The organism is Fundicoccus sp. Sow4_D5 (genome assembly GCF_052116365.1).
In the GTDB taxonomy this organism is placed as follows: Bacteria; Bacillota; Bacilli; order Lactobacillales; family Aerococcaceae; genus Fundicoccus.
Genome location: NZ_JBQKLF010000014.1, coordinates 21,975 through 40,069, shown reverse-complemented (window position 1 = coordinate 40,069; position 18,095 = coordinate 21,975). Strand labels below are relative to the sequence as shown.

Below are 18,095 nucleotides of genomic sequence, written 5' to 3'. Positions count from 1 at the left end.
GCATGCAATAATCTATTTTCGTGTGATGAATATAGAAAAAGCCACACCCTTCGGCGTAGCTCTTCTATTTTATTAAATTAACCTTTGGTATAATCTAAGTTCTCTCCGTTTGAGTCAATGACTTGCTTGTACCAGTTAAAGGATTTTTTCTTCGAACGTTCAAGCGTTCCGTTACCTTCGTTGTCTCGGTCAACGTAAATGAAGCCATAGCGTTTCTTCATCTCGCCTGTTCCTGCTGACACTAAATCAATCACACCCCAAGTGGTATAACCAAGTAAGTCCACACCATCTAATTCCACTGCATCTTTCATTGTTTCCACGTGTTGTTTCAGATAATCAATACGGTAATCATCAATAATCGCTCCGTTTTCGTCTGGTGTATCGATTGCTCCTAGACCATTTTCAACAACGAATAACGGTTTTTGGTAACGGTCGTACAATTCATTCATCGTAATACGGAAACCAAGTGGGTCAATTTGCCAGCCCCACTCGCTTGCTTCTAAATAAGGGTTCTTAACTGAGGCAAAGATATTGCCTTCTGTCTTCTCGTTTACAGCCGGATCGCCAGATGAAACGCGCGAGGAATAATATGAGAAGGAAATAAAATCAACTGTGTGTGCTTTCAATAATTCTTTGTCGCCGTCTTCAAATGGAATCTCAATCCCTTTACGCTCTAATTGTTTCAAGGCATAAGTTGGATACTCTCCACGAGATTGCACATCGATAAAGAAGTAGTTTTGTTGGTTATCGATTTGCGCTTGACGCACATCGACTGGGTTTGGCGTATTTGGATAATATTGTCCTGCCGCCACCATGCATCCAACCATATTCTCTGGATCCACTTCATGCGCGATTTTAGTTGCTAAAGCACTTGCTACTAACTCATGATGAGCTGCCACATACATCGCTTGTTCTTGGTTTTCCCCTTCTTCAAAGACGATACCTGCGCCCATAAATGGTGCGTGTAAAATCATGTTAATCTCGTTAAAGGTCAACCAGTATTTGACTCTCCCTTTGTAACGGTTGAATAAAACCGTACATAGACGTTCATAAAAACCAACTACTTGACGGTTTCTCCAACCACCGTATTCAGTAATTAAATGCATCGGCATGTCAAAGTGAGTAATCGTCACCAAAGGCTCGATGTCGTAGCGTAATAATTCATCAATTAAGGCATCGTAAAACTTCAAGCCTTCTTCATTTGGCTCGGTTTCATCCCCTTTAGGAAAAATACGCGTCCAAGCAATACTGAAGCGATAAGTTTTCATGCCCATCTCAGCAAATAAAGCGATATCCTCTTTAAAGCGGTGATACATATCGATGGCTTTCTTAGCAGGATAAAAATGGTCCTCATCGAAGGCTAAGTGTGTCATTTGACCGATAATAATTTGTTCACGGTCCTCGCCAATTGGCACCACATCTACGTTTGCTAAACCACGTCCGCCTTCATCATAGCCACCTTCACATTGATTGGCTGCTGTTGCGCCACCCCATAAGAAATCTTCTCTAAATCCCATACTTCTTCTGCCTCCTCAAATTTTTGACAAGTACTTTACTTCAGTGTACCGTCTCTTACTCTAATTCTCCAACCGAAACGATTCCATTAAACCGTAAGCTTCTAGCGCTTCGGCTTTTAAATAGCTTTCAGTCGCTAGATGCTTGCTATTTTATCTAAGCTTTATTTAACAATTGTAAATAAGTAATCACCTTGTTGGATATCACTTTCACTGCTCACTAGAATATCTGCGTAGTCCGCGGAATTCGTAACGATAATTGGTGTCACTGTTTGGTAACCCGCTTCTTTAATCAAAGCAATATCAAAACGAACAAGTTCTTGACCTGCTTCGACGACATCGCCTGTTTCGACTAATTTCTCAAAGCCACGGCCTTCTAAGTTTACTGTATCTAAACCAATATGAATTAAAATTTCTGCTCCGTTTTCTGTAATTAAACCAATCGCATGACCTGTCGGGAAAAGTGTAGCTACTGTTGCGTTGACTGGGGCTTTCACCACGCCTTCAGTTGGCTCAATCGCAATCCCTTTACCCATTGCTCCACTAGCAAATACTTCATCTGGTGCTTGCGATAATGGCATTGCACGACCTGTTAATGGACTTGCCACGATTTCTTGCATGGCTATCCCGTCAGTTTCGACGACTACTTGGCTAGTCGTTGGCTCAGTGTAAGCTGTACCATTATCTGTCGTTACTGAGACTGCCTCACCGTATAAATTTGGAATTTTAACAAGCATTGTTAAGAAGAAGCCTGCTGCTGTCGCAATCACAATCGTCAATAAGAACATCCAAACACTTCTTGTATCTTGTCCACTTGGATCAATAAAGGCTGGGATTGAGAAAATTCCTAATCCTGCCATGTTGTAACCGATTGTTCCTGTGATTCCAACAAAAGCACCTTGAATCGCTCCAGCAATACATGACATGATAAATGGTGTACGCATCGGTAAAGAGAAACCATAAATGGCTGGTTCAGTCACTCCGAACAATGACGAAATAATCGCTGGAATTGCTAATGTTTTTACCTTAGGTTCTTTTGTTTTCAAGTAAATCGCAATCATTGCACCCATTTGAGCAAAACTTACCGCACTAATCACCGCTAAGATGTTTGACATGCCATTGGTCGTTACTTGTAAAATCATAATTGGTACGAGACCCCAGTGAAGTCCTAATAATACCAATAGTTGCCAAGACCCACCCAGCACTAAACCAAATAGAATTGGGCTGAAACCATTCAAGGCAATGAAAGCTGCACCGATTAAACTCGATAACCAAGTCGCAACTGGACCAAACACTAACATCGCTAATGGCACACCCAGTAATAAAGTAAAGAATGGGGTGAAGAAAACTTTAACTGAATCTGGCAATCGTTTTGAGAACCATTTTTCGAGTAAAGAGGCTATGTAAACTGCAAAAATTGCCGGAATAACGGATGAATAATAGCCGCCCGGTGGCATAATAATTGGAATGCCTAGGAAGGTTGATGTAATCGCTGATTCAAAAATTGTCCCTTCGAATAAAGTATAAAGTACTGGTAATTCACCTAAAGTATTTAATGCTGGATACAACATCGCGGCAATTACACCCATTGCTGTATACTGATTCATCTTAAAGCGTTTCGCTGCTGCCAAACCAATCATGAATGGTAAAAATTGGAACAGACCATCGCCGGCTGCGTTTAAGATGGCATAAAATCCATTGGTTGACGTCATACCTACCGCACCTAGTAAAGCAACAACCCCTTTAAGAATACCGGCTGCTGATAAAACACCTAGGAAAGGTTGGAACAAACCTGACATTAAATCGATGAATTGTTCAAAGATATTCCCCTTTGGTCCGTCATCTTGCGATCCACTTGTTTCTCCACTGATTGAGGTTTGCTCAACAATTGTGTTGTAAACGTCTGGTACATGGTTTCCGATAACCACTTGATATTGGCCACCACTTTGAACAACCGTGACAATGCCATCTCGTTTCTTCAAGTAATCCGTATCTGCCTTACTTTCGTCTTTTAATTTAAATCTCAAACGTGTGACACAGTGTCTTAAATCACTCACATTATCTTCGCCACCTACGTGTGCTACAATATCTCTTGCTAATTCATCATAATTTTTCGCCATTTTATTTCTTCCCTTCCTTAAGCTTTTATTTATTTCTTGGCCATCAACTATCTGCTTAATCCCTTGGCAACTCCCTCCTTCTTTTTTTATTTGATCAAAAGAAAAAACCTAAATAGATTAGATGAACGCAAATATACCTTTTTCTAAAAAGTTATCGTTTCATACAATCTATTTAGGTTTTGCCTGCTTGACCAGTAACAATCCTATAATGGATGGGTTATTTAGTTGTTGCTAACCTTTGAATGTGAATGGTTAGATACACTTGTTCTTCACGTCCTACTGGAAAATCGTAGGTTGTTTCGATATATTGTTTAATTTTATCTGAACAGGCAAACGCTTTCGGATACGTCTTTTTCACTTGTTCATATAGGAAGGAATCATTCGATCCTTGTTGTAATTTATTAGTCACTCTCTGGGAGAAATACTGTAAATGGGTCACAAACCGTTGATAAGAAATCGAGTCTTCATCAAAGTTCACTCCATAATGCAATCGCAGAATATGTAGAATGTCTTGGACAATTTTCAACATCCGCATGGTTTGTTCAATCATCTGTCCTTCTTTTTGAGCATTAATCAAATGCAAAGCAATTGATGAGGCTTCGCTTTCTTCCAGACGAATGCCGGTTTTTTCTTCGACTAGATCCAGCGCTTCGAGGCCAACTTTATATTCAGCCTTGTAAACACGGCGGACTTCCCAAGCTAAAGGATTCGTTAGCGGCAAATTATTGCGGTGGCGTTCTAACGCGAAACGCAAGTGATCGCCCAAAGTGATATAAACATGACTTTGAAACTCTTGTTCTAAACGATCCTCGGCCAGTTTGACAATCGCAAAGACAGTATCAATTTCCTCTGTCGTCAACTGTTGGTAAATGTCATCAAACATCGCGTCATCTGCTTTGAGTACAAATGTTTTATTAATTTTACTCGAGTCAATCGCATCGCCGGTTCCTTTTTGAAAACCAATGCCTCGTCCCATAACTACCATTTCTTCACCGTTCTCATTTGTAGCTTGAACGACATTATTATTGAGAACTTTTTGAATAAGCATGGTCCGCCTCCTTAAAAATAATAAAAAACCTAAACATACATAAATAAACGGGCGCAATTTCCCTAGCTCACTTACGTATATTTAGGTTTTGCCTGCTTGACCAGTAACAATCCTTATAGCGACACTTTTTTTAAAATGCAACCGTTTTTATTCTTTTTGGACAAAATAGCAAGAATCGCCATCTGCTTGTTTATTTCAAGCAGACGGCGATTAGTCATATTTTGTTAAATTAGAGATGTTTCAACGGGCTTGCGATTTCTGGATCGGTCATGTGTAATTTAATTTGCTTTTGAATATCGATATCGTGCTGGTTCAAGATATCCTCCATGGCATGCATGGCAAGTTGCTTGGTGTTATTATCGCGGCTTAAATGCCCTAAATAGACATCGCTCGTGTTCTCACCGATTAAATCAATCATCGCCAAGGCGCCGTCCTCGTTACTCAAGTGACCTTTGTCGCTGAGAATTCTTTGCTTAAGCGACCACGGGTATTTGCCGTAGCGAAGCATTTCGATTTCATGGTTACTTTCAATCAAGTAAGCATTTGCATTCACGAGTAAACTACGGAGCTTTTGGCTAACATAACCTGTGTCCGTCAACATGACGAATTGCTTTTTACCTTTCTGAAAGGCATAAAACTGAGGCGAAATGGCGTCGTGACTAACGCTATAAGTCATGATGTCTAAATCACCTAAACTCAACATCTCATCTGGTTGAACATAACGTCGATTCTCCTCTTTAACGATTCCGATGTTTTTGTCCATTGCTAGCCACGTTTCTTTGTTGGCATAAACCGGTAGGTTAAATTTGCGCGACAAGATGCCAACACCTTGCACGTGGTCGGAATGTTCATGCGTGACAAAAATCGCATCAATGTCATCCATCTTACGATCAATTTGCGCTAACAACCCTTGAACTTTTTTACCGCTAAGACCTGCATCAACTATAATTTTCTGGCCACTGGTCTCAATATAGGTACAGTTACCGCTACTTCCACTTGCTAAAATAGAAAAGCTCAGTTGATCTGTACGAATTAATTCTGGTGTGTTTAATTGTATGTTATCTATCGTTTTGACTTGCATAATATCCACTTTCTAATATGAATTTTCTTGTAAACAGTACCTCTAACATACCATTTTGAGCAGCGGATGACAAGTTGACTACCTTGTGGTCAATTGGTCTTACGACTGATAGGACGGGCTTTGGTAGTGCTTAAACTGAGCCTGTAAATTTATTTAAAGATTATTGTTGGAGGGGCAGATGAGTGGAGTAGTCGATTTAGGTTTAATGTGTCGACTCAACGCGTCAGTCGGCATATAAAAATCAGAATTTTGACTTGTATGAGAATTGAATGGTGAAAATTAGTTAGGGGGACTTATTTTCACGCGAGTTTTTAATCTTACTGGTAAATCCAGCTTTAATGTGTCGACTCGACGCGTCAGTCGGCACATTAAAATCAGGGTTTTGACTTGTATGGGAATTGAATGGTGAAACTTAGTTAGGGGGACTTGTTTTCACTCGAGCTTTTAATCTTGCTGGTAAATCCAGTTTCAATGTGTCGACTCGAGTAATGAGTCGATAGAATAGATGGGGGAAACTGTCGACTCGACGTATGAGTTGACACGTTAAGAGCGTTTTACTAAAACACAGAAAAAAGCCCGACCACCATAGGAAGGTGCCGGGCTTACAATGAGTCTTTATTTACTTAGAAACCGCCTGAACTGGTTCCGCCACCAGATCCACCTGATGAACCACCAGAGAAGCCACCACCGAAACCTCCTGTGTTCGAGCCACTGCTGCCTGAACTTTTAGGTGCAGCTGAAGCTACTGAGCTGCTGACTGAGTTACGCATCATTGAAGTCATAATATAAGGGTTGCTGTAAAAACCTCGACCTAAATGACCTGTTTCTAATTCCGCTTGCGAGAACTCGATGGCCATTGCTTCGGTTACTTTATCTGCCACACCTAAAGAAATCGCATAGACAAGGTAAGCTTCCCATAATGGAAGTGATGCAATTTCACGCATATTGAAGTTTCCGATATCGTTCAACATGTTCTTAAAGCCATCCCACATTTGACGTTGTTCATCTTCTTTTGCAGAACGAATCGGTCTAACAACATTAAGGATTATCAAGACAATCCCCCAGACCAAACTGATTACTGCCATTCCTAAGTAAGCCATCAACAGCGTGCCCATTTGGGATAAGACTGGCCATTGAAGTACCTCTACCGCAAAGATTAGGTAAACTAATACTAATGTCGTAATAATTGGTGCAAACAGACTAAGGACTGCTAATACCACACTGTTCAAGCGTGTCGATGAAGGTTGTTCTGAAATTAAAGGTCCTTGAATATGAGCATCTTGTGCGAATTGTGTCCATTTAGAATATTGTTTCTTCTGGAAGGACGTTGATTTTTTCGTTTTATCTTCCAGTTCTTCTAAGGATATTTGCTCTAAACCGTCTGGCAGAATATAATCTAAAGCGCGTTTTTCATGATAAAGCAATTTATCAACGCTGACTGGATTATCTTTACGTTTGACTAGAACCGTTGACTTCTCGCCACCAAAGCCTAATAAGCCTCGTTTTTCTTTTGGTATTTCTTCTAGTGATAAATACCCTTTACGCGCCAAGTCCATGACAGTAGCTGAGAAATCATCGGTTGTTGGATTCGAACGATAATAGGCTGTCGCCATCAAAGCCGGTGTAATATCTTCCGGCAGTTCATAGATATGTTTGGGTAACTTAACGGGGTTAGGGTTCAACTGTTTACGTTTAGTGAAATAATACCAAGTCCCGTACACACTGATTAAGATTGGTAACAGCATACCACCAATCAGAAAGAGTTGGTTTTTACGCTTATCTTTTTGGAACTGTTTTAAGTCTTTTTGTACTTGTGCCTCACTTGTGGAGATGATTTCTTCTTTCATAGGTTCATCCACAACATTCGGGTTGTTTGGTGTCATTGCTAGTGGAAAAATGGTTTGAACTTCTACAAATTGTGACGATGTACGATCAGGAATGGTAGCAGTGACAACGCTTTTTCCATCTTCTTCGGAAAGCTGTATATCTCCTTGTGCCGCACCGTAACCCCAAGCTCTGAAATCATCTGGGTTCTCCACGAGTTCTGGGAGCACTATTTTGACAGTGACGTCTGTTGTGTAGTCGTTGGTCCCGAAGCGGCGGTTTAAGTCGGCTGTGTCGGCGTAGTTGGTAACGAGGGCCGCAATTTCATATTCGTAAACGAAGTCTACGGTTTCGTTGCGGGCTCGGTTATACACTCTAAAATCGATTAAACCGGCATATTCGCGGTCACTGACGTTATAAGTGCCTTGGCCTGCCGAGTCACCTTCTTCAAAATAAGTAATGTCGCCGTTGGCCTCGCGTACACCAATTCGATAGTTTTCGAGTTCATAGCCGTCGTAGTCCAATGTGAAGAGTGCACCGTTCATATAATCGACGTCATAGGTTTGAATATCCGTAAATTTAACGTTCCCGTTGGGGAGGATTTCCGCCACGATGTCTTGTTTAGGAATTGCAAAAGACACGTCCTGTGCGTTTGCTTGATTGGCGGGAATTAGCCACAGGGCCAATAGTGCGACAATAAGTGTCAGTATTCTTGTAAAGTGTGTCTGTGTTTGTTTCAATGGAGCCACCTGCTTTCTTTTGATTTGGGCTTTTTATTTTTTTACCAGAGGTCTTCGTAGGGTTCTGCTGTTTTCATTCGTTCGTCCAAATTTGTTTCTGCAACTTGGTGAGGGTTATCCGGGAAGTGGTTGATCGCGTTTGCTTGTGGCGGCTTCTTCTGTGGTGTTTGTTGAGTCGACACCAGATGACTCGCTTACTTTTGAAGTTTCAGATGATGCTACCTCTTCAGCTTCTTGTTTAGTTGAGTCTTCTGTTTCCTCGACTGAACAATCTAAGCCGTCTGGTAACATCAGGCGTACGGTTAACTGGTATCATCTTGCAAGGGATCGCCGTTTGCTTTCAGTGTTTCGATCACTGACACGTCTTCATAATTAGGGACAAAGTTTTCAAAATCATAATGAAGGATTAAGCCATACTCCGTGCCATAACCGATTATTTGAAGGTCAATCATTAGGGGCCCTTCTTCAGAATAAGCGTGATAATGATTCACCGCTCTTTGATCACCCGATTCGACCGGCTACCTTTCACCTGTTTCTAGATTGATGATTTCTATCTCTAAATTTAAGTCGTCTATGTTAAACGCCTTGCTTGTGCTTGATAATATGTCCTTTAGCATACTGCTCGTTTGATAAATCATATCGGTCAATTCAAAGTTCTTTGGGCCACATAATGAAGTCGGTCCTCAATTTTAGCTGAGTCATCTGGTGCCATTTGAATCGTTAAATGTTGTTCGGTTACTAGGTTAGCAAAACTCAAGGCTTCAGTCGTTTTCAAAGGTAAGAATGCAACAATCACCATCAACAAGATGAGTATTTGGGGCTTCATATCATTTTCTCCCACTTTCCTAGATGACAGTCGCATGCTTGGTGTGATAATAGGCTGCGGCATAGCTATTCTTGTTTAGTTCGGATGCTACTTCTTATTCAGTCTGCGTTCAGAAAAGTCATTAGGATTCTTCGGAAAAAAGCTGGCTGCCACTTGGATTGTCAGGGCCGTCTCGCTTGTCATCGCTTCAGAAGGGATGCCTACACGAATCATGTGACGATTCCCCTGTCTTTCAATGGTGACTTGTCCTTCTTCGCTTGTGTTGGTTAGTTGAGCTGAGATGGCTACTTCTTGCGTTTGAGCATCTTGTTGTGGCAAGGTGGGTAACAAGAGTGTGCCAGTGAAATCCGCCTCTTCTTGGATGATACTTGCGTCTGTTTGTAAGGTCGTCAATACAGCCACATCTTGATAAGTGGTCACAAAATTATCGATCACATACTCGAAAACAAAGGTGACTTTTTCATGTTGTGACTCGTAATTTAATTGCAGTCTTTGTTGGTCATCCGTAACTTTCGTGATCTGGTAACTTAAAGGCTCGTACTTATCGGTTAATCGTAACGCTTGCTTCGTTTGCGTTGTTGGGTCGATAAGGCTGACAGAAAGCTTCCTTACATCATAATCTAGTAGATGGAGCGTGTGGTGAAATGTCTTTGCATGGTAGGATGTATAAGTTAACCAATCCGATACTTTTGCACTGCCATCCTCTTGCAAATCAATCGTCAATTTCTGCTCATTTGTTATGTAGGCAATATCCAATGCACGCGCATGACGTGCCGTCGTAAAGAACATGACACTCCTGACAATGTTCGAAACAATTGCTTCTCTTTGTTCCATCAGTCTCCATCACCTCCTCAATAGTCTGTTGTAAAGTGTATAATTCTGTCTAATTCCTGTCCTGATGCGTCTTGAGCACATGCTTTATCTATATTTTACCAATTTTAATCAATTATTAACACTAAAGACCACTAAGAGACGACTTGACTTTTAGTGAGTGCCTTGTCGTGTGTCATTATTGACTCGTATGAGTGAGGTTGGGCACTTAAGGCGTTACTCGTTTTCTAAGCATAACGCCCAGTTAATTGGGAAAGAATCAGCTGTCAGCCACTGCTATTTCCGATGGTTTTTATGAAAGCTTTCTTTTTTTTCAAACGTCGTGAGTTGGCGTAAGCACTCCTCTTGATGTTCGTTCTTTATGGCAGACTGCCTTAGTTTAGGAAGCGTTGTAAAGTCTTTATATTGCTTGTTTATTTTCACCGATACTTGTCGTGTGTTGTCAGTATGCCTTAGACTTCTTTCTAAAATTGTTGCACTATGAACCATGACCTATAAACAACGTCCATCAATCCTCAAAACCGCTTATCCCCCATCCAGCTCATCCCAAGCCAGAACGCACTAACATAACCCAACAACGCAAGCCAACAAAAAAACGAGCAGATTCATCATCCACTCGCTCCTATTGACTAAATCCACTAAAATCTAAAAGCACATCTAGTATCGATTCACTTACCCTTCACCACGCCACTGACCACTAAGCCAGCATCATCTGCGCATGCCAGAAATTCTTTATGAACCTCCACTGTAACCATTGGCATTACTACCTGGATCGATTGCAGATAAAGTATTCGCAATCGACGTTCTCATCACACTACTAATCAGATGTGGTTGGGTAATCAGATGGCTATCCAAATTCAAACTCTGTAATTCCTCTTGACTATATTGTTGATTTAAAACTTCGAGTAAATCATCAATCACTCCAAGAGACACTGCATAGGCAAGGGACTCTTCCCAAGAAGCTAAACGAGCGACTTTTCGAACATCGATGTCTTGAATATCCGTCAACATTTTAGAGAAAGCCTGCCATTCTTGACGCGTGCGATCTTGCTCGGCAGTCACAATCGGACGTCGTCCCCTTAAGATATTCAACCAAATGCTGGCTGCCAGAGATAGTAGAAAGACGATAACCGATAGGGTAATCAAACCATTCGCTTTCACTTCCACTGCTACAAAGACACCTAACAAGCCCATCCCAAAAGAGATCAACAAAGACGCGATACTCCAGATTTGAGCTGCACTCGCTTCTGGTAACTTGCGACCACGGCGTTTCGTCCCATTCAACTCCGCATAGTCAGAAAACTTCTTCCAATTAACTTGTTGAGTCTTACGGAAATCTTTATCCTTCTTCGAGCGTTCCTCCATTTGTTCTAGAGTCACCCAATCCACAGTCTTATCGCCATGTGAGTCATCTGCCAATAACTGACGAGCGATATCATGCTTAGCCGCTAAGGCTTCCGCTTGGATGCCCGTCATTATATAATTTAATACTTGGCGTTCATGTAATAAAAGTGGCGCCATCCCACCAACAGTCACACCTAAAGCGGTTGGCGAATCTTTCGCATAGTCGCGCCCCATTGAAATCTTTATGGTCGAACTCTCACCATCACCGAAAACGCCACGTCGCTCTTTGCGAACTTCCGTTAACTCCACAAAGCCTTTACGAGCTAAATCCAGTAAAGTCGCAGTAAAGTCGTCCGCATTCGGCTTGCCACGAAAGACTGAAGTAGCCATAATCGCCGGCGTAATTCCCGCTTCAGGTAGAACATATAAATGCTCCGGTAATACTTGACGGTTAGGGTTCATCTTTTCGCGTGCTCGGAAATAATAACCGTAAGCTGCCAAGACACTCAATGGACCGAACACAATACTGCCCATCAACAACATCAAATGACGATTACGTTTTTGTTCAAATGCCGCCAATTCCGCATCCGCCAAAGACGTTTCGTCAGCAATGATTTCAGAACGCATACTTTTTTCAATCACATTCACATTATGTGGCGTTAAACTGACTGGGAAAATCGCATTCACTTCAACCGCTTGATTAGCCGGATTGTCATCGATCGTCAAATGAATCACACTACGATTATTTTCGACCGTCAAAAAGACCTCACTATTCGTCGCGCTATGTAACCACGCTTTGAAATTCTCTTGATTGTTCACGACACCTGGCAGGAATATTCTGGCAGTGACATCATGCGAGTAAGCAATTTTATCATTGACCAATTCATAGCTAAGATTCGCCGTATCCGCATAATTAGTCACCAGAAAATCCAACGTATATTCGAAAATAAAACGCATCTGCACACCTTCGAGTGGATAATGCGCACGAAAAGTTGTTCCGAAGCTTGTCTGTTCAGCCGAAAAAGTATTCGGCGACGCGCTGTAATTCTCGTTTAAATAGGTAATCTCGCCGTCTTTTTCAGTCTGCACGCCGACTCGATAATTGCGAATCGCATACCCCTCATGACTGAGATCAAACTGCACCTCATCTAACCGCTTAACGTCATAAATAAACGTGTTCACAAAACTAACCGCCCCGCTGGCTTCAACTTGCGCTACGACATCTTGCTCAGTAATCGCAAAACTCGCATCCTCTGCTTGAACACTCAAGGAAACGCCTGTCCCCAAGCAAACAAAGCCTATTAAACTCACTAGCATCAGCCAACGTAATAGTTGTTTCATGTACTCCACCTCTCACAAAATAGTACTCTCATCTTATCAGATTTACGCCCCAAATCATAGGACAGGCGGCCGTAAAAAAGATAAAAAATCACAGAAAACGTTCGTTTCCTGCGACTTATTTAACAATATGATGAATCACTGTCTGGCGTTCGCCATTAGCGTGATTGATTGGACTTGGTCTCAGCAACAAAGCCTCTGACGGCATCCACTATCACGGAATTCGTAATCGTCCCTTCGTGACGATAATAAATGATTTCCCAGGCCGGTGTGTAAATATTAAAATTGTCCGTCTCCAATGAGCGATAGTAACTCAAGTTAGCCGACACAATTTCGGAATCATTCGGCAAATAGGTTTCAATACGGCGCTCAAGAATATTAATCGCTTCTTGTGATGAAATTAAGGCTTTCGGCTCTTCCAGAACGGTATAGTCACTCTGGTATGTTTGCGTATAGCCAATCATATTGAAGTTATCATCAAAAATAACACGAATCTCACTACTGCCGTCGACAATCGGTGTCCCATCTGCAGCTGTCATTCGACAGAAAAGAATGCCTTCTTGATTGGAATACCAATAGTTGCCGTAGGCTTGGCCATTAATAAACATTGTTTCATCTAATAGATACTTCTCGCGGAATATCTGTGCATTTTCAGCGGATATTCCTTTGGTTGTTTCAGTAATTTCAAAATCCAAAGTCACTGGTTCGATAAAAGTGCTGGTTAAAAGACCTTCACGGTTGAGACTATAACGCTGGTTTTTCAATTGAGATTGTTGTTCACGCAAGTAATTATTCGGTTCTGTTTTAATCAATGGCAAGTATTCGGTGTCGCCACTTAAATCCGGACGAATAATTACCCCGCGGTTTCGCATATCTTGCACCACACTAACGGCAGACATATCCGTTGTTTTTTGTGACTGGATGGGGATTCGGTCAATCAATAAAAAGACTAGGTAGACGTTAAAAGCTAGGAAAAATACGACTAGCAACTTTTGAATTCGATTAAAATCCATCTGCCCCACCTCCTGGCTCTTTCAATAAAGCAGTCGAATGATGTGCCACTTTAACCAAATTATTCCATCTAGTTGAACGTGGACTGTAAGGCAAAAGTAACGCTTCCCCTTTACCAGGCGCAATCACATCCTGATTCAGTCCGGCATAAACAGGCGCTGACAGAGTGTCGCTATAAATCGCTTGTGACGTCATAAAGGTATAATCTGTCCCATCACCATTGCCACTTTCACTGTTGCCGTTTTGACTCGTTAATTCAGCCACCGTCCCATCACGGACTTGTTCGATTGAATAGTAATTATTATTGATATGGAACATCCATTTAGGTACTAATGTTACCGTCTTAAAGTTCTCCATATCACTTTGCCATTCATAACCTAAAACGATATTGGTAAAGTTAGCAAAGGATAAACCTTGTTCCGTTAACAATGCTTCGATTTGCGGACCAGACTCAATGTCATAAACTCGACTCAAGTCATGAATATGCGTCCCAATGGTGACTAAAGGCATTTGATAACGATAGACTTCAATGTGCGGATTCGTTCTCAGTGTCACTCGCGTTGCACCATATTCAGCTAAACTAGGTGCTGAATATATCGGCAAACCATTTAGAAAACGACGATACGTGACCGTATTATTATACTCAGAGTAAAGACGAATGTCGCTCGGCCAATATTCATAAGTTTGAATGTAAGAGAAACTAAAACGTACTTTTTCTTCTGGCAGAACAAATTCACGATTAATACTGTTTGATTCTTGATTTGAGGAAATCGAATGATTAATATTCATTACATTGGTCGCATCATTAATTTGGAGCGAGGTTAGCAATGTATAATAACTTCTGACCGAATTCGCATCCGGCTCAGAAATATCGTAATTATTATTGGGGAAAACATCATCTAAAAACAGACTATCCGGTAATTTATCGAGTGTATAAATTTGCGAAGACGCAATCGTCTCGTAAATTGGTAAGTAGACTGAGTTTACGCCTAATTCATAGTGAGCCACTGGCAACCACTGCTCATTACGCACCGCATCAACAATACTTAATATTTCTGCCGCTAATTCTGGCTCCTTGAACTTAGCCGTTAAATAAGAATAGTTACTGGTATCGACGAGATATACTGAATCGTCTCCATCTCTTGGTATCACAATTCGGTTCAATTCAAATTGAGTTGAAATTGTCTCAGGCATGCTGATAATTGATTTCAAGGACAGGACTGAAAACTTGGTTGGGTAAATCAGTTGTAAGTAATCATTATTGACGATTTCTTGGAACATGACAGGATTAGTTTCCACACTGTTAGACGCTACTTCTATGGCTTGATTACCTAGCAATTCCATAACGTTTTGTAAAGTGTCATAATTATTGACATCATATAAAGCTTCCGCTTCATTAACAATGAGTTTATAAGGTGTGATGATCTCATCCACTGTTGGATTCGCCAGTTCGTAATAATCATCGGCATCTTCAATTGGTTCACTCGTTGACGTCGTGATGACTGTCTCTCCTTCAAATTGGTTCAACCAACGGTTTAATAAACTAGTGTTGAACAATAAAAAATAGACTAACATCAAGTTAATGCCTAGTAAAATGACAACAATAATCGAGGTTATAGATAATTTTTTCATTCGAAATCATCCCACCCTTCGTCATCAAATTCAAAGACGGTAAATGGTAATTCAAAGCTAAAGGTTGAGCCTTTACCTTCTAGACTGTCGACCCAAATTCGGCCACCATGCATTTCAATTACCTCTTTAGAAATAGCCAAACCTAAACCGGTTCCTCCTTGTTCACGCGACCTCGCTTTATCCACGCGGTAAAAACGCTCGAACAAATGGGGTAAATCTTTTTGAGGAATCCCCAAACCTTGGTCAGTCACACTCATCACAACACTGTTTTGCGTATCGACTAATCTGACTGTAATCGTCCCACCATTTGGTGAATACTTAATCGCATTGTTCATCAAGTTATCAATCACTTGCGTCACACGGTCTTGGTCGATTTCAACATAAATATCACGGCTCGTTAATTCACGTTTAATTTTATATTTCTTAGAGGCGTCCCCGCTGGCTAAGGTAAATTCGAAACGATCCAGTATATGGTTTACAATCCGTTTGAAATCAATATATTCTTTATTCGTCGTTAATTGCCCACCATCCATTTTGGATAAGTCTAACAAGTTAGAAATCATACGGATCATCCGGTTACTTTCTGACTGGATGACTTCTAAAAATTGTGGCGCAATATTAGGGTCTTGCCAAGCACCATCTGCTAAAGCTTCCGAATAAGATTTAATTGACGTCAATGGCGTACGTAATTCATGCGAAACATTCGATACGAAGTCACGACGCTCTTGATCGGTTTTTTCTTGTTCAGTAACGTCGGTTAAAACGGCTACTAGCCCTGTCACAAAGCCGGTTTCACGGCGAATAACAGAAAACTCAACTTTTAAGATGGTATCGACTCCATCCTCAAAGCGGTTTATCATAATCTCCTTATCGCCGCCTAGTAAATTTTTCAAGTTATAGCGCTCTTCAATTTCCAGTAATTTAAGCAGTGAAGTACCGACCGCTTCTTCTTGTGGAATACCCAATAAGTAAAGCGCACGCTCATTAACAAGCAAAACATTGCCTCTTTGGTCAGTTCCAATAACCCCATCGGTCATATGACGCAAGACGCCATCTAAACGTTGGCGTTCAGATTCAGTTAATTCTTGCGCATCTTTAACTTTTATCGCCAAGTCGTTCAAGGTTAAGGCTAACTCGCCCAACTCATCTTGACCGTATATTTTGGCTGGGTAGTTATAAATCCCATCCGATATCCGAATGGCTTGTTGCCGCATGTCCTCAATCGGCCTAGTAAGGCCTGAAGACAGCACAATAGAGACAATAAAGGACCCAATAATTGCGAACACAGCCGCTCGTAAGAACAGTTCCATAACATAGTCTCTTTGCTCATAAACACGCATCATATCCGCTTCAACCGCTACCGCTCCCAGGAGTCGTGGCGTTTCTTCAAAAGACATAATCGGTTTATAAATATTATAATTACGTTGAGACGTCTCTTGGTTGAGGGTCTCGTTATCAAATGCTCGCTGATTAATCACCACATTCATCACAAATTCATCATTAGTACGCGTTCCGACGGCCCTTTGGGTAATGTCATTTGTCGCCAGTACATAATCTTGTGGGTTCACGATTTGTATTTTAGCTGGATAAGTAGAACTAAAAGAATCCAGCGCTTGATTTAAGCGCCGGTCCCTTTCCCCATCACTCTGGTCATCGCTAGATAAGATGGGGCTAATATTATTAATTAGAAAATCCACTTGTGTATTAATTTGATCTTTCAAAGTCGTGACCGATTGAGTCTCGAGTTGGTCGATAAAGAACACACCAATAAACTGAAATGAAATCGTCAGAATGAAGATGATTAACAGAGGTATTTTGATATAGATCGATTGGAAAATATTATATGATCGTTTCATCATACACTCCTATTATGTTTGATCTTGTTCTGGATTCTTCAAGAAGTAACCAACGCCGCGACGTGTCACAATGTACACTGGATGGCTCGGTTGGTCTTCAATTTTTTCACGTAGACGACGAATCGTTACGTCAACTGTTCGAACGTCACCGAAATAATCGTAACCCCAAACGGTTTCTAACAGGTGCTCACGCGTCATTACTTGGCCAATATGCTTAGCTAAGTAATGAATCAGTTCAAATTCACGGTGAGTCAATTCAACTTCTTCACCACGTTTTGATACCACATAGGCATCTTGGTGAACGATTAAATCGCCTACGACAATTTCGTTCGGCAACTCATCTTGGCTAGCATCGCGTAAAGCATTGCGACGTAAGTTAGCTTTCACACGTGCAACTAATTCACGGTTTGAAAATGGCTTCGTGACATAATCATCGGCACCTAATTCCAAGCCTAATACTTTATCAATTTCTGAATCTTTAGCTGTCAGCATAATAATCGGCACCGCACTCGTTTTACGGATTTCGCGACATACTTCTAGACCGTCCATCTTCGGTAACATTAAATCTAAAATCACTAGATTCGGTTGCACTTTCTCAAATTGTTCAATGGCTTCATCACCATCAAACGCTGTAGTTACTTCATAACCTTCATTCTTTAAATTGAAGACAATAATATCTGAAATCGGCTTTTCATCGTCAACGACTAAAATGTGTTTCATTATTAATTTCGCTCCTTTGTACTCTTTCGAGTCTTCTACTGCCTACGCGCTCACGGCGTAGGCATAACTAAATTCTTCTTAAAATCCAGGTAGCTAACAAGCTTTCCATCTCAAATTTGCCGGACACATTTCCGGCCATTTGCCGTTCTTTGATAGATTCTGTCGAACTTCCCGTTTGACGTGCGCGTACATGAGTACTGGCACTTTGGT

General features: G+C 41.2%; 14 protein-coding genes. All 14 read right to left on the bottom strand.

Annotation, left to right across the window (positions count from 1 at the left end):
* Positions 1 to 77: 77 nt before the first annotated feature.
* Positions 78 to 1,517: a 6-phospho-beta-glucosidase gene (locus ACTQ45_RS12615; RefSeq protein ID WP_441751305.1), complete on the bottom strand. Its 1,440-nt coding sequence runs from the start codon at positions 1,515 to 1,517 to the stop codon at positions 78 to 80.
* 161 nt (positions 1,518 to 1,678) lie between these two features.
* Positions 1,679 to 3,634 carry a beta-glucoside-specific PTS transporter subunit IIABC gene (locus tag ACTQ45_RS12610; RefSeq protein ID WP_441751307.1) on the bottom strand — a complete coding sequence of 652 codons (1,956 nt, stop codon included), beginning with the start codon at positions 3,632 to 3,634 and terminating at the stop codon, positions 1,679 to 1,681.
* Positions 3,635 to 3,851: 217 nt separating this feature from the next.
* The gene (licT, locus tag ACTQ45_RS12605) at positions 3,852 to 4,682 is read right to left on the bottom strand and encodes a BglG family transcription antiterminator LicT (protein WP_441763953.1); all 831 of its coding nucleotides are present in this window, start codon (positions 4,680 to 4,682) and stop codon (positions 3,852 to 3,854) included.
* Positions 4,683 to 4,911: 229 nt separating this feature from the next.
* On the bottom strand, positions 4,912 to 5,763 hold the full coding sequence (locus ACTQ45_RS12600) for an MBL fold metallo-hydrolase (RefSeq protein WP_441751310.1): 852 nt from the start codon (positions 5,761 to 5,763) through the stop codon (positions 4,912 to 4,914).
* Positions 5,764 to 6,386: 623 nt separating this feature from the next.
* Complete coding sequence (locus ACTQ45_RS12595) at positions 6,387 to 8,327, bottom strand: DUF2207 family protein (RefSeq protein ID WP_441763952.1); 1,941 nt, start codon at positions 8,325 to 8,327, stop codon at positions 6,387 to 6,389.
* A gap of 114 nt (positions 8,328 to 8,441) precedes the next feature.
* The gene (locus tag ACTQ45_RS12590) at positions 8,442 to 8,618 is read right to left on the bottom strand and encodes a hypothetical protein (protein ID WP_441751345.1); all 177 of its coding nucleotides are present in this window, start codon (positions 8,616 to 8,618) and stop codon (positions 8,442 to 8,444) included.
* An 11-nt stretch (positions 8,619 to 8,629) separates the two neighbouring features.
* Entirely contained in the window at positions 8,630 to 8,818 is a 189-nt protein-coding gene (locus ACTQ45_RS12585; protein ID WP_441751347.1) for a hypothetical protein, read from the bottom strand.
* A 152-nt stretch (positions 8,819 to 8,970) separates the two neighbouring features.
* Positions 8,971 to 9,153, bottom strand: coding sequence for a hypothetical protein (locus tag ACTQ45_RS12580; protein ID WP_441751349.1), 183 nt, complete (start codon positions 9,151 to 9,153; stop codon positions 8,971 to 8,973).
* Between the two features lie 87 nt (positions 9,154 to 9,240).
* Positions 9,241 to 9,987, bottom strand: coding sequence for a DUF2207 domain-containing protein (locus tag ACTQ45_RS12575; protein WP_441763951.1), 747 nt, complete (start codon positions 9,985 to 9,987; stop codon positions 9,241 to 9,243).
* A 729-nt stretch (positions 9,988 to 10,716) separates the two neighbouring features.
* Complete coding sequence (locus tag ACTQ45_RS12570; RefSeq protein WP_441751352.1) at positions 10,717 to 12,669, bottom strand: DUF2207 family protein; 1,953 nt, start codon at positions 12,667 to 12,669, stop codon at positions 10,717 to 10,719.
* Between the two features lie 155 nt (positions 12,670 to 12,824).
* Entirely contained in the window at positions 12,825 to 13,679 is an 855-nt protein-coding gene (yycI, locus tag ACTQ45_RS12565) for a two-component system regulatory protein YycI (RefSeq protein ID WP_441751354.1), read from the bottom strand.
* Positions 13,669 to 15,309, bottom strand: a complete 1,641-nt coding sequence (gene yycH / locus ACTQ45_RS12560) for a two-component system activity regulator YycH (RefSeq protein WP_441751356.1) — start codon at positions 15,307 to 15,309, stop codon at positions 13,669 to 13,671. The genes yycI and yycH overlap by 11 nt, the downstream gene beginning before the upstream one ends.
* Positions 15,306 to 17,165 carry a cell wall metabolism sensor histidine kinase WalK gene (gene walK, locus ACTQ45_RS12555; protein WP_441751358.1) on the bottom strand — a complete coding sequence of 620 codons (1,860 nt, stop codon included), beginning with the start codon at positions 17,163 to 17,165 and terminating at the stop codon, positions 15,306 to 15,308. The genes yycH and walK overlap by 4 nt, the downstream gene beginning before the upstream one ends.
* 12 nt (positions 17,166 to 17,177) lie before the next feature.
* Complete coding sequence (yycF, locus tag ACTQ45_RS12550) at positions 17,178 to 17,885, bottom strand: response regulator YycF (protein ID WP_441751360.1); 708 nt, start codon at positions 17,883 to 17,885, stop codon at positions 17,178 to 17,180.
* Positions 17,886 to 18,095: the final 210 nt, after the last annotated feature.